This window comes from Nonomuraea sp. NPDC049378 (genome assembly GCF_055586745.1).
Window position 1 is genome coordinate 208,889 of the sequence record NZ_JBVJHP010000001.1, and the last position, 20,872, is coordinate 229,760.

General features: G+C 71.4%; 16 protein-coding genes. 14 read left to right on the forward strand and 2 right to left on the reverse strand.

All coding sequences use genetic code 11. The features are described 5' to 3' along the window. The first annotated feature begins 70 nt into the window (after window positions 1-70). Window positions 71-3,004 carry a glycosyl hydrolase gene (locus ACZ6SA_RS00905; RefSeq protein ID WP_465825894.1) on the forward strand — a complete coding sequence of 978 codons (2,934 nt, stop codon included), beginning with the start codon at window positions 71-73 and terminating at the stop codon, window positions 3,002-3,004. A 33-nt stretch (window positions 3,005-3,037) separates the two neighbouring features. Here ACZ6SA_RS00905 and ACZ6SA_RS00910 read toward each other — a convergent pair whose 3' ends face one another. Continuing rightward, window positions 3,038-3,172 (reverse strand): hypothetical protein, encoded by a 135-nt coding sequence (locus tag ACZ6SA_RS00910; protein ID WP_465825896.1) that lies wholly within the window; start codon window positions 3,170-3,172, stop codon window positions 3,038-3,040. A 496-nt stretch (window positions 3,173-3,668) separates the two neighbouring features. Here ACZ6SA_RS00910 and ACZ6SA_RS00915 point away from each other — a divergent pair, with 496 nt between their 5' ends. Beyond that, complete coding sequence (locus tag ACZ6SA_RS00915; RefSeq protein WP_465825898.1) at window positions 3,669-4,109, forward strand: UTRA domain-containing protein; 441 nt, start codon at window positions 3,669-3,671, stop codon at window positions 4,107-4,109. 41 nt (window positions 4,110-4,150) lie between these two features. Further along, window positions 4,151-4,846: a GntR family transcriptional regulator gene (locus ACZ6SA_RS00920; RefSeq protein ID WP_465825900.1), complete on the forward strand. Its 696-nt coding sequence runs from the start codon at window positions 4,151-4,153 to the stop codon at window positions 4,844-4,846. A gap of 79 nt (window positions 4,847-4,925) precedes the next feature. On the opposite strand, the gene ACZ6SA_RS00925 is transcribed toward ACZ6SA_RS00920, so the two are convergent. Beyond that, on the reverse strand, window positions 4,926-6,134 hold the full coding sequence (locus ACZ6SA_RS00925) for an MFS transporter (RefSeq protein WP_465825902.1): 1,209 nt from the start codon (window positions 6,132-6,134) through the stop codon (window positions 4,926-4,928). Between the two features lie 99 nt (window positions 6,135-6,233). On the opposite strand from ACZ6SA_RS00925, the gene ACZ6SA_RS00930 reads away from it, so the two are divergent. The 11 genes from ACZ6SA_RS00930 to ACZ6SA_RS00980 all read left to right on the forward strand — a co-directional run bounded on the left by ACZ6SA_RS00930 (window position 6,234) and on the right by ACZ6SA_RS00980 (window position 20,866). Continuing rightward, window positions 6,234-6,773, forward strand: coding sequence for a MarR family winged helix-turn-helix transcriptional regulator (locus ACZ6SA_RS00930; protein WP_347642090.1), 540 nt, complete (start codon window positions 6,234-6,236; stop codon window positions 6,771-6,773). Window positions 6,774-6,945: 172 nt separating this feature from the next. Next, a complete protein-coding gene (locus tag ACZ6SA_RS00935) occupies window positions 6,946-8,826 on the forward strand; it encodes a calcineurin-like phosphoesterase C-terminal domain-containing protein (RefSeq protein ID WP_465825904.1) in 1,881 nt (626 codons plus the stop codon). 224 nt (window positions 8,827-9,050) lie between these two features. Further along, on the forward strand, window positions 9,051-10,526 hold the full coding sequence (locus ACZ6SA_RS00940) for a pectinesterase family protein (protein WP_347642088.1): 1,476 nt from the start codon (window positions 9,051-9,053) through the stop codon (window positions 10,524-10,526). After that, window positions 10,513-11,817 (forward strand): hypothetical protein, encoded by a 1,305-nt coding sequence (locus ACZ6SA_RS00945; protein ID WP_347642087.1) that lies wholly within the window; start codon window positions 10,513-10,515, stop codon window positions 11,815-11,817. The genes ACZ6SA_RS00940 and ACZ6SA_RS00945 overlap by 14 nt, the downstream gene beginning before the upstream one ends. Before the next feature lie 88 nt (window positions 11,818-11,905). After that, on the forward strand, window positions 11,906-12,769 hold the full coding sequence (locus ACZ6SA_RS00950; RefSeq protein WP_347642086.1) for a nucleoside hydrolase: 864 nt from the start codon (window positions 11,906-11,908) through the stop codon (window positions 12,767-12,769). A gap of 1 nt (window position 12,770) precedes the next feature. Continuing rightward, window positions 12,771-13,760, forward strand: coding sequence for a sugar phosphate isomerase/epimerase family protein (locus ACZ6SA_RS00955; protein WP_347642085.1), 990 nt, complete (start codon window positions 12,771-12,773; stop codon window positions 13,758-13,760). Further along, a complete protein-coding gene (locus tag ACZ6SA_RS00960; RefSeq protein WP_347642084.1) occupies window positions 13,757-14,665 on the forward strand; it encodes a transketolase in 909 nt (302 codons plus the stop codon). The genes ACZ6SA_RS00955 and ACZ6SA_RS00960 overlap by 4 nt, the downstream gene beginning before the upstream one ends. Then, entirely contained in the window at window positions 14,662-15,711 is a 1,050-nt protein-coding gene (locus ACZ6SA_RS00965; protein ID WP_465825908.1) for a transketolase family protein, read from the forward strand. Before ACZ6SA_RS00960 ends, ACZ6SA_RS00965 begins: the two co-directional genes overlap by 4 nt. Beyond that, window positions 15,701-17,215, forward strand: coding sequence for an FGGY-family carbohydrate kinase (locus tag ACZ6SA_RS00970; protein WP_465825910.1), 1,515 nt, complete (start codon window positions 15,701-15,703; stop codon window positions 17,213-17,215). Before ACZ6SA_RS00965 ends, ACZ6SA_RS00970 begins: the two co-directional genes overlap by 11 nt. Next, window positions 17,205-18,227 carry a sugar-binding transcriptional regulator gene (locus ACZ6SA_RS00975; RefSeq protein ID WP_347642081.1) on the forward strand — a complete coding sequence of 341 codons (1,023 nt, stop codon included), beginning with the start codon at window positions 17,205-17,207 and terminating at the stop codon, window positions 18,225-18,227. Before ACZ6SA_RS00970 ends, ACZ6SA_RS00975 begins: the two co-directional genes overlap by 11 nt. Before the next feature lie 416 nt (window positions 18,228-18,643). Beyond that, window positions 18,644-20,866: an Ig-like domain-containing protein gene (locus ACZ6SA_RS00980; RefSeq protein ID WP_465825912.1), complete on the forward strand. Its 2,223-nt coding sequence runs from the start codon at window positions 18,644-18,646 to the stop codon at window positions 20,864-20,866. The last annotated feature ends 6 nt before the right edge of the window (window positions 20,867-20,872 follow it).

Genomic DNA, 20,872 nt, shown 5'->3' on the forward strand with positions numbered 1-20,872 from the left:
CGGGCGGCGACCGATCCCCCGCCCGCGGGCGTTCTCCACCCCCGCCCTCCGGCCCGCTGGAGCATCCCCCATGAACGATCTGACGCGCCGCGGCTTCCTCTTCCTGAGCACCGCCACGGCCACGCTCGCCCTTTCCGGAACGCCCGCCGCCGGTGGGCCGGGGAGGATCTGGTCCTCTCGTCCGGCCCGGTCCGCGCGGCCCATGGTGCGCTGGTGGTGGCCCGACGCCCACGTCGATCCCGCCGAGATCCGGCGGGAGGTCGACCAGCTCGCCGCCGCCGGGTTCGGCGGCGCGGAGATCGCGGCGGTGCACCACAGCATCCGCGACAAGTCCGTGCTCGACCCCGCCCGCCACGGCTGGGGCACCCCCGCGTGGAACGCCGCCGTCGAGGCCGCGCTCGACCAGGCGGCCAGGCGCGGCATCCGCATCGACCTGACCATCGGCCCGTCCTGGCCGGCGGCGGTGCCGTCCATCACCCCGGACAGCCCGGCCGCGGTCAAGGAGCTCGCCCACGGCTCGGTCACGGTCGCCGCGGGCGCCACGTACGCGGGCGCCGCGCCGCCACCGGCCGTGCCGCCCGGCGAGGGCGTCACCGAGCGGAAACTGCTGCTCGTCCAGGCCGCCAGGATCGAGCCCGCCCACTCCACCGGCGACGAGACCGGCCTCGACCCCGCCTCCGTGCGGGAGGTGCCCGTGACCGGCGAGAACGTCACCTGGACCGCGCCCGCCGACGGCGAGTGGGTGCTGATCTCCTACTGGGAGCGCGGCTCCGGCCAGCGCCCCGAGTCCGGCCCGCACACCGCGCCCGAGGCGTACGTGGTCGACCACTTCAGCGCGGCGGGCACCCAGGCGGTCATCGACCACTGGGAGTCGGAGCTGCTCACGCCCGCCACGCGCCGGCTGCTGAAGAAGGCGGGCGGCGCGCTGTTCGAGGACTCCATCGAGATCGAGACCGACGCGCTGCCGTGGACGCCGGGGCTGCTGGAGGAGTTCGGGCGGCGGCGGGGCCACCCGCTCGCGCCCCTGCTGCCGGTGGTGCTGCTGGCCGAGGAGGACCCGGTCTTCGCGTACGAGGCCGCCATGACCCGGCACGCCCGCAAGGACTACTGGGACACGATCTCCGAGCTGTTCAACGAGCACCACTTCGCCGGGCTGCGCGACTGGGCCCACTCGCTCGGGCTGAAGCTGCGCGCGCAGCCGTACGGGTTGCGGACCGACGCCATCGCGGCGGCGGCCGTGCTGGACATCCCCGAGGGCGAGTCGCTCGGGTTCAAGAACCTCGACGACTACCGCTGCCTGGCCGGCGGCCGGGACCTGGCGGGGCACGAGCTGCTGTCCAGCGAGGCGGGGGCGTACGCTGGCGGCGCCTACACCACGACGTGGACGAGGCTGCTCACCACCATGGGGGGCGCGTACGCGGCGGGGCTCAACCAGACGGTGCTGCACGGGTTCAGCTACGCGAGCGCGCCGGGGGCGGCCTGGCCGGGGTTCGCCGCGTTCACGCCGTACGACGGGACGGCCGGCTACGCCGAGTCGTGGGGGCCGCGCCAGCCGACCTGGCACCACGTATCCGATATTTCTGGATATCTCGCCCGTGTCCACGAGGTCCTGCGTGAGGGCGTGCCCCGAGCCGACGTCGCCGTCCTGCGGCAGACCGGCTACACCAAGACCGGCATCGGCGCCTCCTGGTTCACCGGCGACGGCATCCCCACCGGCTGGACCCACCAGTTCGTCAGCGGCCCCCTGCTCGACCTGCCCGCCGCCCGCGTCTCCGGCGGCCGGCTCGCGCCGTCGGGGCCCGCCTACAAGGCGCTGTTCGTCGAGGGCGACAAGTTCTACGCGGCCGAGCCCACGATGACGGTGCCGGTGGCCGGGCGCCTGCTGGAGTACGCGCGGGCCGGGCTGCCCATCGTGCTGCTCGGCGCGTGGGAGTCGGCCTCGGTGCCGGGCCTGCCCCGGGACGGCGAGAACGAGCGGCTGCGCGAACTCGTCGCCGCGCTGCTGGCCGAGCCCACGGTGCGGATGGTCGCCGGCCAGGCCGACGTCCCCGGCGCGCTCGCCTCCCTCGGCGTGCGGCCCGACGTGCGGTACGCCGCCCCCAGCACGCTGCTCACCCTGCGACGGTCAGCCGGGAAGATCGACTACTACTACCTGTGCAACGGCAAGCACGTCGAGAACCCCAAACCGCCGGTCGCCCCGATCGACCACGACGTCACGCTGGCCCGCGCGGACCGCCACGGAGTCCCGTACCTGCTGGACCCGTGGACCGGGCGGGCCGAGCGGATCGCGCTGTACACGGAGGAGCCCGACGGGATCCGCCTGCGCGTCGCCCTCCGGCCCGGGCAGGCCCGGATCGTCGCGATCGCGCGGGCCGGGCTGTTCGGCGACCGTACGGGCCGGCTCCCCCACGCCACCGCCACCGACGCGGACCGCGCCCTCTACACCGGCGGCGACCTCTCCATCCGGGCCGCCAAGGCAGGCGCCTACACCACCACCCTCTCCACCGGCCGCACCGTCACCACGGCCGTCGGCGAGGTCCCCCCGCCTGTGGAGCTGTCGTCGTGGCGGCTCAGGGTCGAGGACTGGCAGCCCGGCGCCACGCCGACGCAGACCTCGAAAGTCATCCACGAGCTGGACCTGGACACGCTCGCTCCCTGGGCGGAGCTCCCCGGACTGGCCGACGTGTCGGGCATCGGGACCTACACCACCACGGTCGACCTGGACGGCCCGGCGTACCTGGAGCTGGGCGAGGTGACCGACACGTGCCGGGTGCGCGTCAACGGCCGGCGCCTGGACCCCGTCGACCAGCTCCACCCGATCGTGGACCTCGGCCCGCACGTCCGGCGCGGCCCCAACACCATCGAGGTCGAGGTGGCCACCCCGCTGGGCAACCGGCTCAGGGTGGCGGACCCGGACGTCTACGGCGGGCTGAAGCGGCAACCGTACGGGCTGAAGGGACCGGTCAGAGTGGTTCCGTACCGAGAGGAACGGGTGCGCCCATAGGGCTCGCCTCGACCTTGGTGGGCACACGCGTCGCTAACGAGCATTTCCCGCGAGCAGTTCGTACCACAGCCGCTTCGCCTCCGCGACGTGCACCCACGGGCTCTCGCTGACCTGAGGACCGCCGGCCGTCCTTTCCGTCCTGCGGATGTGGCTCAAGCCACCCGCCATGCAGAGCTCGTACGACGTCACCAGGCATGCGCACGTATGGTCACGGACCCGGATGGGAGTACATCTTGTCACGGGGTCGGACCAGTCGATGACGACGTGCCCCTCCGCCGCGGCCTTCGGGTGTGCACCGTGATACTCGTCCATGCTCATACCGACTTCCAGAACGGCCGCGATGTCGGCCTCCGGACAGAAATTGCCGCGCGAAGCGGTGCGTACAGGGTTGAGCGCCTGTCTTCACCGGCACCGGCGGTCCGGGAAAGAAGTCACAGGAGCACGCTGTCTGCACCTGCCCACTGTACTGCCATATGAAAATGGCAGCAAGGTCGGTCGGCTGTCCACCTTACTGGCTTACGAGTATGGTGATGAAGTAGGACGAGTCGATCGGAGAGCGTAGGACATGCGTCCCTCAGGGTGGGTCAACACCTCAATGCCTTATGTCCGGCCTCGCCACGAAGGTTCTGACGCCTGGGCTGACGAAGCCGCCCAGCGGGGACACGTGGGCACGAACGAGCTCCGCGAAGTCGGCGAGATCCCAGCGCCCCCGGACATCGCCCGTGACCTGAGCATTGAGGGCGGACAACACGTGGTGGTCCGGCGCCGCATCGTGTTGCTGGACGGCGCTCCGGTCGAGCTCGCCGACTCCTACTATCCAGCCTCGATCGCTTGCGGTACGCCTCTCGCACGAACAGGGAAGATCCGTGGCGGCGCGGTGCGACTGCTCGCCGAACTCGGCCACAGGGTGCGTAAGGTCGAGGAAGCGGTGAGCGCCCGGCCGGCCACGGCGATCGAGCGAAACCTCCTGAACCTCGGTGAGACCGACTGGGTCCTGGTGCTTCGTCGCGTCGTCCGGGACGAAGCAGGAACCCCGTTCGAGAGCACCATGATGACTATGATCGCCAGCGGTCGCGAACTGCGGTACGAACACGAGGAAGGCTGAACGTGGTGAAACGGGTTGACAGCCGGCCTCGGCATCAGCAGGTGGCCGCAGACCTGCGAGCCGAGATCATGTCCGGGATTCTTCCCGCCAGCGCACAACTGCCCTCGACGCAGCAACTCGCGGAGCAGTACGGATGCGCACCCGCCACCATCCAGGGAGCGATCAAGCTCCTGAAAGAGGAGCGCTTCCTGGAGGGGCACCCCGGCAAGGGTGTCTTCGTACGGCAACGGCAGCCCTTCACCGTCACGGCCACCGCGTACAAGACACCCGCACCGGGCGGCTACGGCTACCACCTGCTGCATGTGCGTGAGGTCGAGCCACCGGCAGACGTCGCGTACGCGCTCGATCTCGGCAAAGGCGAGCGGTGCGTGGAGCGCCACCGTGTCCTGCTGCACGCGGGCGATCCGATCGAACTTTCGTGGTCGTACTATCCCCTCGCCATCGCTCAGGGGACACCCCTCGCCCGGCAGGTAAAGATCAGAGGCGGTGCTCCCAAGGCACTCGCCGACCTGGGCTTCCCTGAGCGGACCTTCGAGGATCGGGTTTCGGTGCGGCAACCGCGTACCGACGAGGTCGTGGTACTCGACCTGCCACCCGACGTGCCGGTGATCAGGCAGTTCCGGGTGGTCCGCAGTGACGCTGAGCGCCCTGTTGAGGCGTCGATTCTGATCAAGGGCGGCCACCTGTTCGAGGTGCTCTACCGGCAGCAGGCCCTGCCCGAGCCTGGTGAACGATAGCGGGAAGACGGCATGAGGCGCGCCCGCCGGAGCCGGTCCGGATCGAGCGCGCCACGTGGCCGTTGCCTCGGTGTACAGCTCACCTGGCCAGGGAGCGGCCGGTGGCCCAGACGGCCAGGCCGGCGACGACGCCGAGTGCCGCGCCGATCCACAGGACGCCGGTGGTGCCGGTCATCGAAACGATGACGCCGCCGACCGCCGCGCCCACAGCGATCGCCAGGTTGAACATCGAGGTGTTCAGCGCGGTGGCGGCCTCGGCTGCCTCAGGAGCGGCCTTGAAGATCCAGCTCTGCACGCCCACGGGCACCCCGCCGAAGGCCAGGCCCCAGACGACCAGCAGGACCAGGCCGCCGGCCGGCGTGGCGCCGACGAGGGGGAACAGGGCCAGGGAGGCGGCCAGCAGCACACCGGCGACGATGAGCGCGCGGCGCGGGTCGCGGGCGGCGGCGGACCCGGCGACGAAGGTGCCGAGGATCCCGGCGACGCCGAAGGCCAGTTGCGCGGGGCCGATCAGCGTGGCGTCGAGCCCGGAGGTCTGCTGCAGGATCGGGCTGATGAAGGTGAAGGCGGCCCAGTGCGCCCCGACCAGGAGGAAGGTGGCGGTCACCGCGGCGCGCACGGCGGGGTTGCGCAGCTGGGCGACCAGGGTGCGCGGCGAGACGGTCGTGGTGGCGGGCAGCTTGGGCAGCAGGGCGTGCAGCGCGACGGCGACCAGGGCGCCGAGGGCGGCGACCACACCGAAGGCGATCCGCCAGTCGGTCAGCCCGCCGATCAGGGTGGCGGCGGGAGCGCCCAGCACGTTGGCGGCGGTGGCGCCGCCGAAGGCCAGCGAGGTGGCGCGGGGGATGTGACGTTCGGGTACGAGCCGGACGGCGACGCTGGCGGCCAGCGCCCAGAAGCCGCCGATGGCGATGCCGACGAAGACGCGGGAGGCCAGCAGCACGCCGAAGTTGGGCGCGAGCGCGGATGTGAGGGTCGCCGCGAGCATGACCGTGAGCAGGCTCAGCAGCACCAGACGCCGGTCGAGCCGGCGGATCAGGATCGGCAGGACCGGGGCTGAGATCGCCGCCAGCAGCCCCGGCAGGGTCACGGTCAGCCCGGCCAGCCCTGGGGAGACGCCGAGACCGCCGCTGATGGCGGTGAGCAGCCCCACCGGCAGCGACTCCACGGTGACCATCGCGAAGGTGGCGGTGGCCACCGCGATGACGGCCAGCCAGCTCCGCAGCGGAACGTTCGGGGACGGGGGCGCCGGCGTGGCGCTGGCGACGGGTGCGGTGTCCACGGACATGACAACCACCTCAAAATCTCAATGTTGAACTTTTCAACACTGAGGATCGTAGAAGATGGGTTATCTTGGTGTCAAACACTTCAATGTTAAGGAGTCTTGATGGAGCACTCCGAGGACCACGTCGACCACGTGCTGCGTCAGTGGCGGGCCGAGCGCCCCGACATCGACCCCTCGCCCATGGGCGTGATCGGCCGCATCTCCCGCGCCGCCCAGACGCTCAGCAAGCGCAATCGTGCCGTGTTCGCCCGCCATGAACTCCAGCCCTGGGAGTTCGACATCCTGGCGACGCTGCGCCGGTCAGGGCCGCCGTACCAGATGACCGCCGGCGGCCTCAGCGGCGCGTCGATGGTCACCTCTGGCGCGATCACCAACCGGATCGACCACCTCGTGAGCCGCGACCTGGTCACCCGCGAAACCGACCCGGACAACCGCCGCAGCGTCCTGATCACCCTCACCGACGCCGGCCGTGACCTCATCGACCAGGCCGTCACCGACCACGTCAGCGGCGAGTCCCGGTCCCTGGCCGCGCTGTCACCCACCGAACAGGACCAGCTGGCCGCCCTGCTGCGCAAACTCCTGCTCAGCCACGGGGACGCCCCGGCCGGGGCGCAGGCGGGCGCGGCGCCGTCCCGCAGATGACCGGCCATCCCACGCGCGGGCCCGCCGCCGCCGGCCCGCGCGTGGGATCACCCGCGGGCCGATCTCCATACCGCTGGCGTTCTCTCGCGCAGGGGCCGCTGTTCAGCTAGCTCCGAAAAGATCGTCCGGCCGGCCATGACGGCCGCACCGAACGACTCACCGGAGAACGCTTATGTTGAGTCCCTCCCGAGCAGGCATCAGACTCCGCGTCGCCCTGACCCTCACCTCCCTGGCCGCCGGCTCAGCCGTCGCGATCGGCCCCGCCTCGGGCGCCGCGGCGAGCACGCTGCACGGTGCCTGGAACACCACCGCCTACCGCGGCCACGTCGAGGTCGTCCGCACCCCTGACGGCCCGGCCGACCCCTCGGTCCTGACCGGGACCGTCTTCGACGACCGTGACCGAGACAGCGTCCACGACCGGCACGAGCGCGGCCTGCGCGACGTCGTGGTGTCGAACGGGCGCGACGTGGTGACCACCGACTCCCGCGGCCGCTACCGGCTACCCGTCCACGACAACATGACGGTGTTCATCACGCAGCCGGCCGGCTACCAGGTGCCGGTGGACGCGTCCAACGTGGCGCAGTTCCACTACAACCACCTGCCCGAGGGCTCGCCCGAGCTGCGCTACGGCGGCATCGCCCCCACCGGCGCCCTTCCGAACGCGGTGAACTTCCCCGTCGTCCGGAGCACGCGGACGAAGACCAGGGAACAGCACTGCGTGATCGCGGGCGACCTGCAGCCCTACAACAAGACGGAAATCGGCTACGCCCGCAAGGGTGCGATGGCCGACCTCGCGAAGCGCCACGACTACCAGGGATGCGGCACCCTCTTCATCGGTGACGTCGTCGGTGACGACCTGTCGCTCTACCCGGACGTGAAGGAGCTCACGAGCCTGACCAACGGGCCGGCCCGGTTCCTGCCCGGCAACCACGACCTCGACTTCGACGCCGAGACCGCCGAGCACTCGTTCGACACCTTCCGCGCGCAGCTCGCGCCCGCGTACTACTCGTACGACGTGGGCGAGGTGCACGTCGTCGCGCTGAACACGGTGCGCTACCCGTGCACCCCCGACGTCGACAACGCCGACGGCCTGCGGCCCCAGTGCGACGACCCGGCGGGCAAGCCGGCGTACAACGGCAGGCTCAGCGAGGACCAGCTCACGTGGCTGGAGCGGGACCTGGCCGAGGTCGACCGTGGCAAGCTCATCGTGGTCGCCAGCCACATCTCCCTGCTGAACTGGGCCGACGAGGGCAGCCCGATCCACAACGTCGACCAGGTCCGCAAGGTGCACGAACTGCTGGACGGCCGCAAGGCCGTCGCCGTCTCCGGGCACAGCCACTCCATCGAGAACATGAAGACCGGCGACCTCGCCCAGGGCTGGCGTGACCTCTTCGGCGTCGAAGGGCTGCCGTTCCCGCACATCACGGCGGGCGCCATCTCCAGTGACTGGTACTCGGGTGAGCTGACCGACGAGGGCTACCCCGTGGCCGTCGGACGCGACGGCGGCATGCCGGGCCTGCTCACCCTCGACATCAGGGGCAGCTCCTTCAAGGAGCGGTACACGGTGACCGGCAAGAGCGACAGGGTGCAGACGCAGCTGGGCCTCAACAGCCCGGCCTATCGTGAGTGGTACGCCGCGCGGCAGGCCTGGAACGAGGATCAGCAAGGAGAGGCGCCGGAACTGGGTGACCCCAATGTCGTGGATCGCGATGATCTGAACGGGCGCACCTGGCTCACGACCAACTTCTGGATGGGCTCCACCGGCTCCACGGTCAAGGTCTCGATCGACCACGGCCCGGCGCGCGAGGCCACGCGTACGCAGGAGCTCCGTGGCGAGGACCAGCTGGTCGGCCCCGAGTGGTCCGACCCGCACGCCGTCGCGCGGCAACTGGTGGGCGACGCCAGCATCGCGGACCGGTCGATGCATCTCTGGCGGTTCGAGCTGCCCGCCGACCTCGCCGAGGGCGAGCACAGGGCGAGGGTCACCGCGACCGACTCCTACGGCCGGAAGTTCACCGACGAGTTGCGCTTCACCGTCGCCGAACAACGGTAGGGCTCTCCCGCCCGTCTCTCCAGGGCCGCCACCCGCATCGGGTGGCGGCCTTCGCGCGTCCGCGGCCTCTCCTCGTCGGCCCTTTCCCGGCCTGGGAACCTGCCCGACGCCCTGCGGAAGCCATGGATGCGAGCGAACAGAGGGCTTTGCGGCCTTGACCGGACCTGTTGAGACGTATACATATTTATTCACAGCCAACTATCCATTCGCCATGAGAGGTGCAGGTGAAGGCAACCATCACGGTGCTCGCGACCGCGGCGGCGCTCGTCTTATGCCCGGTGACCGCACAGGCCGAGGCGGGTGACGAGCCGCGCTTCTCGGTGCCCGGGCGGGGCGGAGGGACCTGCGTCGACGCGCCCCTGACCATCACGTTCCCCGAGCCGCCGGCCCTGGGCACGACCGGCGCGATCGAGGTGCGCCGCGCCGACGGCACGCTCGCCGACCGCATCGAGGCCGCCACCGCCAGGACCGACAGGAAGAACGTCGGGAGCGCGATCTCCGACACGGGACTGCCGCACGACTTCTCGTACGAATCGATCATGATCGAGGGGCGCCGGGCCGACGTCTACCTGCACCACGGGCTGGAGTACGGCCAGGAGTACTACGTCACCGTCGACCAGGGCGTGTTCGCGGGCTTCGACGGCGTGCGGGACCCACGGGCCTGGCGGTTCACGACGACCAGGCGCGAGCCCAAGCCGGGCCGGCTGACGGTGTCGGCCAAGGGAACCGGCGACTTCTGCACCGTGCAGGGCGCCATCGACGCGGTGCCGACCGGCAACACGACCCCGGTGACGATCGACGTGCGGCCCGGCGTCTACACCGAGATCGTCTACGTCCGCGAGGACCGCCCGCACATCACCATCAAGGGCTCGGGCGCGAAGCGCACCGTGATCCGCTATCCCAACAACGACCTGCGCAACGGCGACAAGGCGCTGAGCGACGGCGGCCCCGAGGACGTGTGCCCGCGCCGCGTGCTGGAGACGTCCGACCTGCACAACTGCTGGCGGGCCTCGTTCGGGGTGGACGCGTCCGACTTCCGGATGAGCGACGTCACCTTGCACAACACGACGCCGGACGGCGGCTCGCAGGCCGAGGCGTTCCGGGGCAACAACGAGCGCATCGCGCTCGAACGCGTGCACCTGCGCAGCTTCCAGGACACGCTGCGCCTGCAGGGCAAGGGCTTCGTGAGCGACAGCCACATCAGCGGCGACACCGACTTCGTCTGGGGCACCGGCACGGTGTTCATCCAGGACACGGTGCTGGAGTCGACGGACCGCGGCTACATCTCGCAGAGCCGCAACGACGAGACCCGCCCGGGCACGGTGTTCGTCAGGACCAAGCTGACACGGGCGCCCGGCGTGCCGGACGGCTCGGTCGCGCTGAGCCGCAGCGCGGTGTGGCGGTTCACGCACAGCCAGGTCGTGTACATCGACACCGAGATGGACGGCCACATCGACCCGGCCGGCTGGCAGATCGACCCGAACGACTGCGCGCAGGCCCAGCAGACGTCCTTCTGGGAGCACGGCAGCACCGACCTGTCCGGCCGCGCGATCGACACCTCGCAGCGGCTGGCCTGCTCGCGCCAGCTCACGGACGCCGAGGCGAAGCAGTGGAGCGACCCGGCGTTCGTCCTGGGCGGCTGGGATCCGGAGCGGGGCCACCGCGGAGAGCACGGGAGCCGATCTGATGCACACGAGTGACGAGAAGGGCCCCGGCGCGGCCGGCCCTGTGAGTGGCGCGGCGAGCCGGCGCGGCGTGCTGGGCGGGATTCTGGGCGGGCTCGGCGCGGCCGCCGTCGCGGGCGCGGCGGCGCCGGCCTCGGCGGCCACGACCCGGAGCCCGGCCCGGGCCACGACGGGGACGGCCGCGGCGGGCGGGCCCGGGGCCAAGCGGCCGCCGCGCCCGGTGGCGCCGGTGAACCAGGAGATCGCCGCCAGGTTCGGCCCCGAGTACCGGACGCTGCCCGGGGCCGTGGCGGGCGTCGACATCGAGCCGCTGATCGGCATCCACTCGGCCGCCGACATCGCGGCCAGGCGCACGGCCATGGCGGACTACATCTGGAAGGGCGCGGGCCTGCCCACGTCACTGCCGGAGGTGGAGAAGGGCGTCGACGCGCCCGACTTCGCCTCGCTGACCGGCGTGCGCAGGATCGACCTGCTGACGGTCCCGCTGCGCTACCGCGTCTCGGCCAAGGTGTACGACCTCCTGCCGCGCAAGGGCTGGAACCGGCGGCTGGCCCTCTACCACAACGGGCACGGCGAGCCGTTCGACACCATGCTCCGCACCGTCCAGGCGCTGCTGGACAGGGGCTACCGGGTGATGGCGTACGCGATGCCGTTCCACCACTGGAACGCCCAGCAGATCGCCGACCCGGACGACCCGGACACGCTGCTGCCCGGCCCCTCGCACAAGGAGCTTCCGCCCTGGGAGAGGTCCGGGTTCTCGACGCTGACCTTCTTCCTCGAACCGCTCACGGTGACCCTGAACTACGCGGCGGCGACGTACCGGCCGGCCTCCGTGGAGATGGTCGGATTGTCGGGCGGCGGCTGGACGACCACGGTCTACTCCGCGCTCGACCCGCGGGTGACGCGCAGCTATCCGGTGGCCGGGTCGCTGCCGTTCTTCCTGCGCCCGGCCTCGCCCAAGCCGAGCCCGACGATCGGCGACTTCGAGCAGACGAAGGCGGCGCTGCCGGGCTTCTACGCCGCCGAGTCCGACGACTTCCTCGACATGTACGTGCTGGCCTCGATCGGCCGGGGGCGTGGCCAGCTGCAGATTCTCAACCGGTTCGACGACTGCTGCTTCAACGGGGTCGGGCACCGCGCCTACCACGCCCCGGTGCGCGACCGGGTGGCGCTGCTCGCGGGCGGGCGGCCCGAGGAGGGGCGGTGGGACATCCTCGAGGACGCCACGCACGAGGACCACACCATCTCGCCGCACGCGCTGTCCGTGATCCTCTGGGATCTTGACACCTCAAATATCACAACCTAATATCGGAATATAGATACATTACTGAATAAATATTCAGGCGGAGGATTCCGTGGCGGTCAGGACTTTTTCCCACCGGCGCCGGGTGATCGTGAACACCGATGCCAAAAATGAGGCGGACGACCAATTCGCGATCGTGCACGCCCTGCTCTCCCCGAGCCTCGACATTCGAGGTCTGGTGCCCGCGCATTTCGGCAACAGACGCACCCGGTCGAGCCTGGAGGAAAGCCGGGAGGAGATCGAGCTGCTGCTGCGGCTGATGAAGCTCGACGGCCAGGTGCCGGTGGCCGACGGCATGCCGTACGCGCTGCCCGACGTCGGCACCCCGGTCATGACGCCGGGCGTCGAGCTGATCATCTCCGAGGCCATGCGCGACGTGGCCGAGCCGCTCTTCGTGGCGTTCCTCGGCCCGCTCACCGACATGGCCTCGGCCCTGCTCCTGGAGCCGCGCATCGCCGAGCGGGACGTGACCGTGATCTGGATCGGCGGCGGCGGTTACGACGGCAGAGGGGGCGACCCGGGACGCCCCGAGTTCAACCTGTCCAACGACATCGTGGCGGCCAACATCGTGTTCTCGTCGGCGCTGCGGGTCTGGCAGATCCCCGCGCCGACGTACCGGATGATGGCGGTCGGCTACGCCGAGCTGGACGAGAAGGTCGCGCCGTACGGCGAGATCGGCGACTACCTCGTGCGCCAGCTCGTCGAGTGGAACGAGAGCCAGCACGGCGGGTCGATCGAGTTCCGCGTGCTGGGCGACTCCCCCGCGATCGGCCTGATGTTGCACCCGGCCTGCGGGACCTGGGTGGAGCGGCCCGCGCCGAACTTCCGCCACGACGGCTCGCACGACTTCTCCGTCGCGAACCGGCCGATCCGCACCTACGACTCGATCGACGCACGGTTCATCCACGAGGACTTCTTCGCCAAACTGCGGGCCTTCGCGCAGAGGAGGGTGTGACATGAGCGGGCTGACGTTCGGCGCCGGGATATGGGCGTTCGGGCAGATCGTCGACCGGTACGCGACCGACGGCTACGGGCCGTCGAGGACGATGACCGAGATGCTCGACCTGGCGGCGTCCGTGGACGGGCTGGAGTGCCTCGACATCAACGTGCCGTTCGCCGAGGGCGTCTCCAAGACGTCCGAGCTGGCGGCGGCGCTGGCCGAGCGCGGCCTGCGGGCCAGGGCGATCACGCCGCACCTGTACACGCGGGAGTTCGTCAAGGGGGCGTTCACCAACCCCGATCCCGCCGTGCGCGAGCGCGCCGTGGAGCGCGTGCACGAGGCGGTCGCCGTCGCGCGGGAGCTCGGTGCCGGCTACGTGAAGTTCTGGCCCGGCCAGGACGGCTTCGACATGCCGGGACAGGCCGACTACGCGCGGTTGTGGGACCTGACCGTCTCCGCGATCCGGGAGCTGGCCTCGGCACACCCGGACGTGCAGTTCGCGATCGAGTACAAGGCCAAGGAGCCGCGGGTGCGCATCACGCTCTCCGACGCGGCCCGCACCCTGCTGGCCATCGAGGAGGCCGGCCAGCCGAACGTCGGCATCGTCATGGACTTCGGCCACTCCCTGCTGGCCGGCGAGACGCCCGCGGAGGCGGTGCAGCTCGTGCACCGGCGCGGGCGGCTCGTGTCGGTGGAGCTGAACGACAACTGGCGCGGCTGGGACGACGACCTGCCGGTGGCGTCGGTGCACCTGTTCGAGACCATCGAATACCTGCTGGCGGTGCGGCGCATCGGCTGGAGCGCGCCGGTCCTGCTCGACCAGTTCCCCTTCAGGGAGGACCCGGTGCGTGCGCTGTCGCAGAGCATCGCCACGATCCGCATGCTGGAGCAGGTGTGCGACCGCGTCGACCTCGACGAGCTGCGTGACGCGCAGGAGCGGCAGGACGCGCTCAGGGCCCAGGCGCTGCTCTGGGCGGCGCTCGGAACCGCACGCGAGACGCCGTGACCCTCACGCAGACCGCCGGCGGCCTCCTGCTGCCCGACCACGACGCCATCGGTGAATGGCGCCGGCTACGCGACCGCCTCGCACACGCCGACCGGGCCGCCTCGGCCGCCGCGCTGGCCGCGCTGGCGGGCGGGATCCGGCGCACGGTGATCAGCACGATCCACGCGGCGGGCCTCGGTCACACCGGAGGCGACCTGTCCGTGACCGACATTCTCACCACGCTGTACGGCGCCGTGCTGCGCATCGACCCGGCCAGGCCGGACTGGCCCGAGCGCGACCGCCTCATCCTGAGCAAGGGACACTGCTCGGTCGCGCTCTACACCACGCTCGCGACCTGCGGCTTCTTCCCCGCGGACCGGCTGGCCACGTTCGCGGCCCCGATGTCGCCGCTCAACGGCCATCCCAGCCGCAAGGCGGTGCCGGGGGTCGAGACCAGCTCGGGCCCGCTCGGGCACGGCCTGCCCGTCGGCGTCGGCGTGGCGGTCGGGCTGCGCCTGCGCGGGTCACCGGCCAGGACCGTGGTCGTTCTCGGCGACGGCGAGCTGCAGGAGGGCAGCAACTGGGAGGCCGCCATGACGGCGGCCCACCGGGGGTTGTCGTCCCTGACGGCCGTCATCGACCGCAACGGACTGCAGCAGGGCGCGCCCACCGGCGACACCAACGACCTGGAACCGCTCGCGGACAAGTGGCGGGCGTTCGGGTGGGAGGTCGCCGAGGTCGACGGGCACGACCATCTGGCGCTGCTGGACGCCGTGACCGCGCCGCGAGCCGGACGGAGGCCGCGGTGCGTGATCGCGAGGACCGTGAAGGGGCGAGGGGTGTCGTTCATGGAGGACCGGGTGGAATGGCATCACAAGGTGCCGGATGCCGAGCAGACCCGCATGGCGCTCGAGGAACTGCGTTGATCGTCGAGGAGACGCACGACTGCAGGGACGCCTTCGCCGCGGAGCTGGTGCGGCTGGCCCGCGCCGACAGCCGGATCGTGGCCGTGTGCAACGACTCGGTGGGATCGAGCAAGCTGGGCGCCTTCGCCCAGGAGTTCCCCGACCGGCTGATCAACGTCGGCATCGCCGAGCAGGACATGGTGGGCATCGGCGCGGGGCTGGCCAACGCCGGGCTGGTGCCGTTCGTGTGCGGGGCGGCGACGTTCCTGACCGCGCGGGCGCTGGAGCAGATCAAGGCCGACATCGCCTACAGCCTGGCCAACGTCAAGTTGTGCGGGATGAGCCCCGGGCTCGCCTACGGCGCGCTCGGGCCCACCCACCACTCGACGGAGGACCTGTCGTGGTTGCGGGCCATCGCCGACCTGCCCGTCGTCGTGCCCGCCGATCCAGCGCAGACCAGCGCGGCGATCCGGTGGGCGGCGGAGACGACGGGGCCGGTGTTCCTGCGGATCGGCCGCTTCCCCGTGCCGGACGTCTCGCCGCCCGGCGGCCCCGCCTTCGCCTACGGGCGGGCGGCACGGCTGCGGGACGGCGACGACGCGACGCTCGTGGCGACCGGCACGATGGTCAGCCGCGCGCTCCAGGCCGCCGCGCTGCTCGCCGAGCACGGAGTGGACGCCCGGGTGGTGAACGTGTCGACGATCTCCCCGCTCGACCGCGAGGAGATCGTCGCCGCCGCCCGGCAGACCAGGGCGGTCGTCACGGCCGAGGAGGCGGTGCCCACCGGCGGGCTCGGGGCGGCGGTGGCGGAGGTCGTGCTGGAGACCAGGCCGGTGCCGATGCGGCTGCTCGGCCCCCGTACGTTCGCGCCGACCGGCGAGACGGCGTTCCTGCTGGAACACTTCGGGCTCACCGCCGAGGGCATCGCCCGCTCGGCGCTGGACGTGCTGGGCCTCGGGCACGGCGACCTCGGAGGTGCTGACCTCCCGGCCGCTGACCTCGGAGGCGGCGGCCGCGAAGGCGGCGGCCACGGCGGCGACCTTGCGGGTGCGGACCATGACGGCTGACCCGCTGGTCCTGGGCGTCGACCAGGGAACCAGCGCCACCAAGGCGATCCTCGTGGACGCCGCGGGCGAGACGGTGGCGCGTGCCTCCGTGCCGCTCGCGCAGCGGCATCCGGCTCCGGGCATGGTCGAGCAGGACGGCGAGGAGCTGTGGCGCGGCGTCCGCGACGCGGTGTCGGCCTGCCTGGCCGGTGCGCCGCCGGGACGGGTGGTCGCCGTGGGGCTGAGCGTGCAGCGCGAGTCGCTGATCCTCTGGGACCGCGCGTCGGGCGCGCCGCTCAGCCCGCTGGTGAGCTGGCAGGACCGCCGGGGCACCGCCCTGTGCGCCCGGCTGGCCGCCTCCGGCGCCGCGCCCATGGTGCGCGGGATCAGCGGCCTGCCCCTGGACCCGATGTTCTCGGCGGCCAAGGCGGCCTGGCTGCTCGACCACCACGGCCGGGAGAACGGCCGGCCGGGCGGGCTCTGTCTGGGCACGGTCGACTCGTGGTTGTTGCACCGGCTGGGCGCCGGGCACGTGATCGAGGTCGGCAGCGCCTCCCGTACCCAGCTCATGGACGTCCGGGAACGCCGGTGGAGCCCGGAGCTGCTGGAGTTGTTCGGGATCCCCGAGGAGACGCTGCCCGCGATCGCGCCGTCCGCGGCGCCCTCCGTCAAGGAGCACGCCGACGCCGCCGCGCTGCACCCGTCCCTGGCCGGCGTGCCGGTCAGCGCGGTGCTCGGCGACTCGCACGCCGCCCTGTTCGCGCACGCGGCGGGCCGTCCTGGACGGGTCAAGGTCACGTACGGCACGGGCTCCTCGGTGATGGGACTGGCCGACCCGGGAGCCGACGGGGACGAGGGGTTGTGCCTGACCATCGGCTGGCAGGACGAGGCGCCCGCGTACGCCCTGGAGGGCAACATCCTGTCCGCGGGGGCGACGATCACCTGGCTGGCCGGGGTGCTCGGCACGGAGCCGGAGGAGCTGGCGCGGCTGGCGACCCGGGGCCGCAGGGGCGCGGTGCAGCTCGTGCCGGCCTTCGGCGGCCTCGGCGCGCCGTGGTGGGACGACCAGGCGGTGGCGGTCATGACGGGGTTCGGCCTCGGCACCGGCAGGGAGGACCTCGCCAGGGCGGCGGTCGACTCGGTCGCGCTGCAGGTCGGCGATGTCGTGGCGGCCCTGGAGCGGGCGGCGGGCCCGGTCGACGAGCTGCTGGCCGACGGGGGTCCCACCGCCAACGCCGACCTCATGCAGTGGCAGGCCGACGTGACCGGGCGCGCGGTGCGGGTGGCGCGACGGCCCGAGCTGTCCGCGCTGGGGGCCGCTCACCTGGCCGGGGTGTCGTCCGGTGTGTGGTCCCGCCGGGAGCTGTCCGGGCTGCCCCGCCACGGCCGGTGCTACACGCCCGGCCTTCCGGTGTGCGAGCGCCGCCGCGCCCTAGCAGAATGGCACTCAGCAGTGGGCCGGGCTCGCCACCGGACCAGCAGGAGCGGCGGAGCCGAAGCGGAGGCCAGCGATCGTGGGAGCTGACAGTCAGTTCGAGAAGAGCCGTGTCGGCGGCGAGCCCGTGAGATACTCCGGGCGCCGGCTCAGCCAGGAGTCCGAGCGCATGCGGCTGCTGGTGCGGGTCGCGCGTCTCTACCACGAGCACGGCGTGCGCCAGCCGCAGATCGCCGCCCAGCTGCGCATCTCGCAGCCGCGGGTGTCCCGGCTGCTCAAGGAGGCCGCGGAGATCGGCATCGTGCGCACGGTCGTCGTGGTGCCCAGCGGCGTGCACGCGCTGCTGGAGGAGGACCTCGAGCGCAAGTACGGCGTGGAGCAGATCATCGTCGTGGACGCCGCGGGCGACAACCACGACGTGGTGGCCGCGCTGGGCTCGGCCGGGGCGACCCACCTCGACGCCACCCTCATCGGCGGCGAGCACCTCGGCATCTCGTCGTGGAGCGCGAGCCTGCTGGCCACGGTCGAGGCGATGCAGCGCCGTCCGGTGCGGGTGGCCGAGGAGGTCGTGCAGCTCATCGGCGGCGTGGGCAAGGGCTCGGCGCAGGTGCAGGCCACCCGGCTGGCCGCTCACCTGGCGGATCTGACGGGCGCCGAGCCGGTGTTCCTGCCCGCTCCGGGTCTGGTCGGCACGCCGGAGGCCCGCCGGGCCCTGTCGGAGGATCACGTGGTGCGGCAGGTCGTCGAAGCGTGGTCGCGGCTGACGACCGTGCTGGTCGGCGTCGGCAGCCTCGACCCGTCGCCGTTGCTGCGTGACAGCGGCAACGCCATCGACGAGGAGGAGCTGGAGACGCTGCGCGGTCTGGGCGCGGTGGGCGACGTGTGCCTGCGGTTCTTCGACGCCGACGGCCACCTGATCGACTCGCCGCTGGAGCGGCGCATCCTGGGCATTCCGGCCGACGACCTGCTGCGGGTGCCCCGGCGCATCGCGATCGCCGGGGGCCGGCGCAAGGCTGCCGCCATCCGCGCGGCGCTCAAGGGCGGCTGGGTGAACACTCTGATCACGGATGTGGGCGTGGCCGAGCAGCTGCTCAAGGACTGACCCCCGCTCCCCCCGGGGCGGCCATTCCGCCCCTGGGCTCTCTCTCGTGCGCGAAGGCCGCCGGGCATCTGGCCCGGCGGCCTTCGCCGTCTCCGCTCCCAGGACGCCGTGACGCGTCTGTTAACTGACTGTTTCATCCACGTACGTAACCACTCTTGACAGCCACAACCGTGTCGTTCACGATGTGATGAATCCACTCCATTCATGCCTGAATAAAAATTCTCAGCAAGCGCCAGCGTGGTTCCGGAGTCGTGCCGAAAGACGGCACAGCCCTGTCTGTTCGGGGCGGAAAGAGAGCGTTCCGCATGACCGAGGCCCTTGGCTTCGATCGCCATCATTCATCATTCAGCCGCCGGAATTTCGTGCGATCCGCGGCGTTGGCCCCGCCCGCCGTGGCATGGGCGAGCACATCGAGCGTGGCGGCGAAGCCGAGCCCGAGCCCGAGCCCGACCCCCACGGTCGAGGCGAAGGTGCGGGCCAAGGGCGTGCCCGCCTTCCCCGGCGCCGAAGGGGCCGGGATGTACACCACGGGCGGCCGGGGCGGCGCCGTGTACGAGGTGACCACCCTTGACGACGACGGCCCCGGCTCGTTACGCGAGGCGGTGGCGAAGTCCGACGGGACGATCGTCTTCCGGGTCGCCGGCAACATCCGGATCAAGGGCGGCCTCGACATCACCGGCTCCAACCTCACCATCGCCGGCCAGACCGCTCCCGGCCACGGCGTCACCGTCATCGGCAACGAGACGCAGATCAAGGGTGACAACATCATCCTGCGCCACCTGCGCTTCCGCGGCGGCGACGAGCTCGGCACCCCCATCGACACCTTCGGCGCCCGCGGCGTGCGGGACCTCATCATCGACCACTGCTCGTTCAGCTGGGGCGTGGACGAGTGCTTCTCCGTCTACGGCAACACCAACGTGACCGTCCAGTGGTGCGTCATCTCCGAGGGCCTGGTGAACTCGGTGCACCCCAAGGGCCGCCACGGCATGGGCGGCCTGTGGGGCGGCGACACCATCACCTACCACCACAACCTGCTCGTCCACGAGAACGGCCGCAACCCGCGCTTCAGCTTCACCGAGGGCATGAGCCTGGTCGTGGACCACCGCAACAACGTGATCTACAACCCCGGCATCACGTCCTGCTACGGCGGCGAGTGGTCCAACGGCATCAACATCGTCGGCAACTACTACAAGCCAGGACCGAACACGCGGCCCCCGATCGCCAGGACGATCGTGGCGCCAGGACGCTTCGGCCAGTGGCACGTCAGCGGCAACACGGTCGAGGGCCACGACGACATCACGGCCGACAACACGCTCGGCATCACCTACCCGGTCGGCGGCATCACGCTGCTGCCCAGGCCGGTGGAGTTCGAGAACGGCATCACGGAGCAGACGCCGGCGCAGGCGTACGCCACGGTCCTGGAGCAGGCCGGAGCGACCCTGCCGCGGCGGGACGCCATCGACGCCCGGCTGGTCAACGAGGCGCGCACCGGCACGGGGCGGCACATCAACTCGCAGAAGGACGTGGGCGGCCCGCTGCCGCTGCCGTCCGAGGTGCCCGCCCCCGCCGACGGCGACCACGACGGCATGCCGGACGACTGGGAGACCGCGCAGGGGCTGGACCCGGAGAACGCCGACGACGCCAGGACGGTGGACGGCAGCGGGTACACGAACCTGGAGCGCTACCTGAACTCCATCCAGCGGGCCGGGGCCCGCAACCCCGAGGTGGCGATCCTGTCCCCCAAGGCCGACCAGCTGTTCGCGGCCGACCAGGACAAGCAGTCCATCGTGGTCAAGGCCGACGCCAAGGCCCTCGACGGCGCGTCCATCGCCACGGTCGAGTTCTTCCACGGCGACAAGAAGATCGGCGAGGCCACCGCGGCGCCGTACCAGGTGACCTGGGCGGACGCGACCGACGGCAGCCACTGCCTGACGGCCCGCGCGACCGACAGCACGGGATCGGCGACCACCTCGTCGCTGGTGCCGATCCACGTCACCCGCACCAGGACCCACAAGCCGTGGAAGGCGCAGGACATCGGAGAGGTGCCCATCCCCGGGAGCACGGCGCTGAAGGACGGCGTGCTCACGTTGAAGGGATCAGGGAAGATCGCCGGCTGGAAGGACTCCTTCCACTTCGCCCACCAGGCGGTCGGGTTCACCAAGCGGGGGCAGGTCGTCGAGATCACCGCGCGGCTGGACAGCATGAGCGCGGGTCACATCGACGCCGTGGCGGGCATCATGGTGCGCCAGGACCTCGCGCCGAACTCGCCGTTCATGATGGCCGGCATCGGTTACTCCGCGAGCGGCGACGACGGCGCCGGCCTGCGCGCCAAGGCCATCAGGGTCGCCCAGAACGGCAAGGAGCCCAGCGTCGGCCTCTGGCCGTACGACGGCGAGGATCCGCTCAGCGTGAAGCCGTACTGGCTGCGCCTGGTCTGCCGGAGCCTGCCGACCGGCGACCACGAGTTCGAGGCCTTCCTCTCGGACAACTCGCTGAACTGGGACCGCATCGGCTACGAGCGCATCGCGATGCGCAGCGGCCGGTTCTACATCGGCCTCGCGGTCGACGGGAACCAGGAGGCGATCGCCGTCCGCAACTACACCACGGCGCAGTTCAGCCTCGTGAAGATCAATGGCTGACCAGAC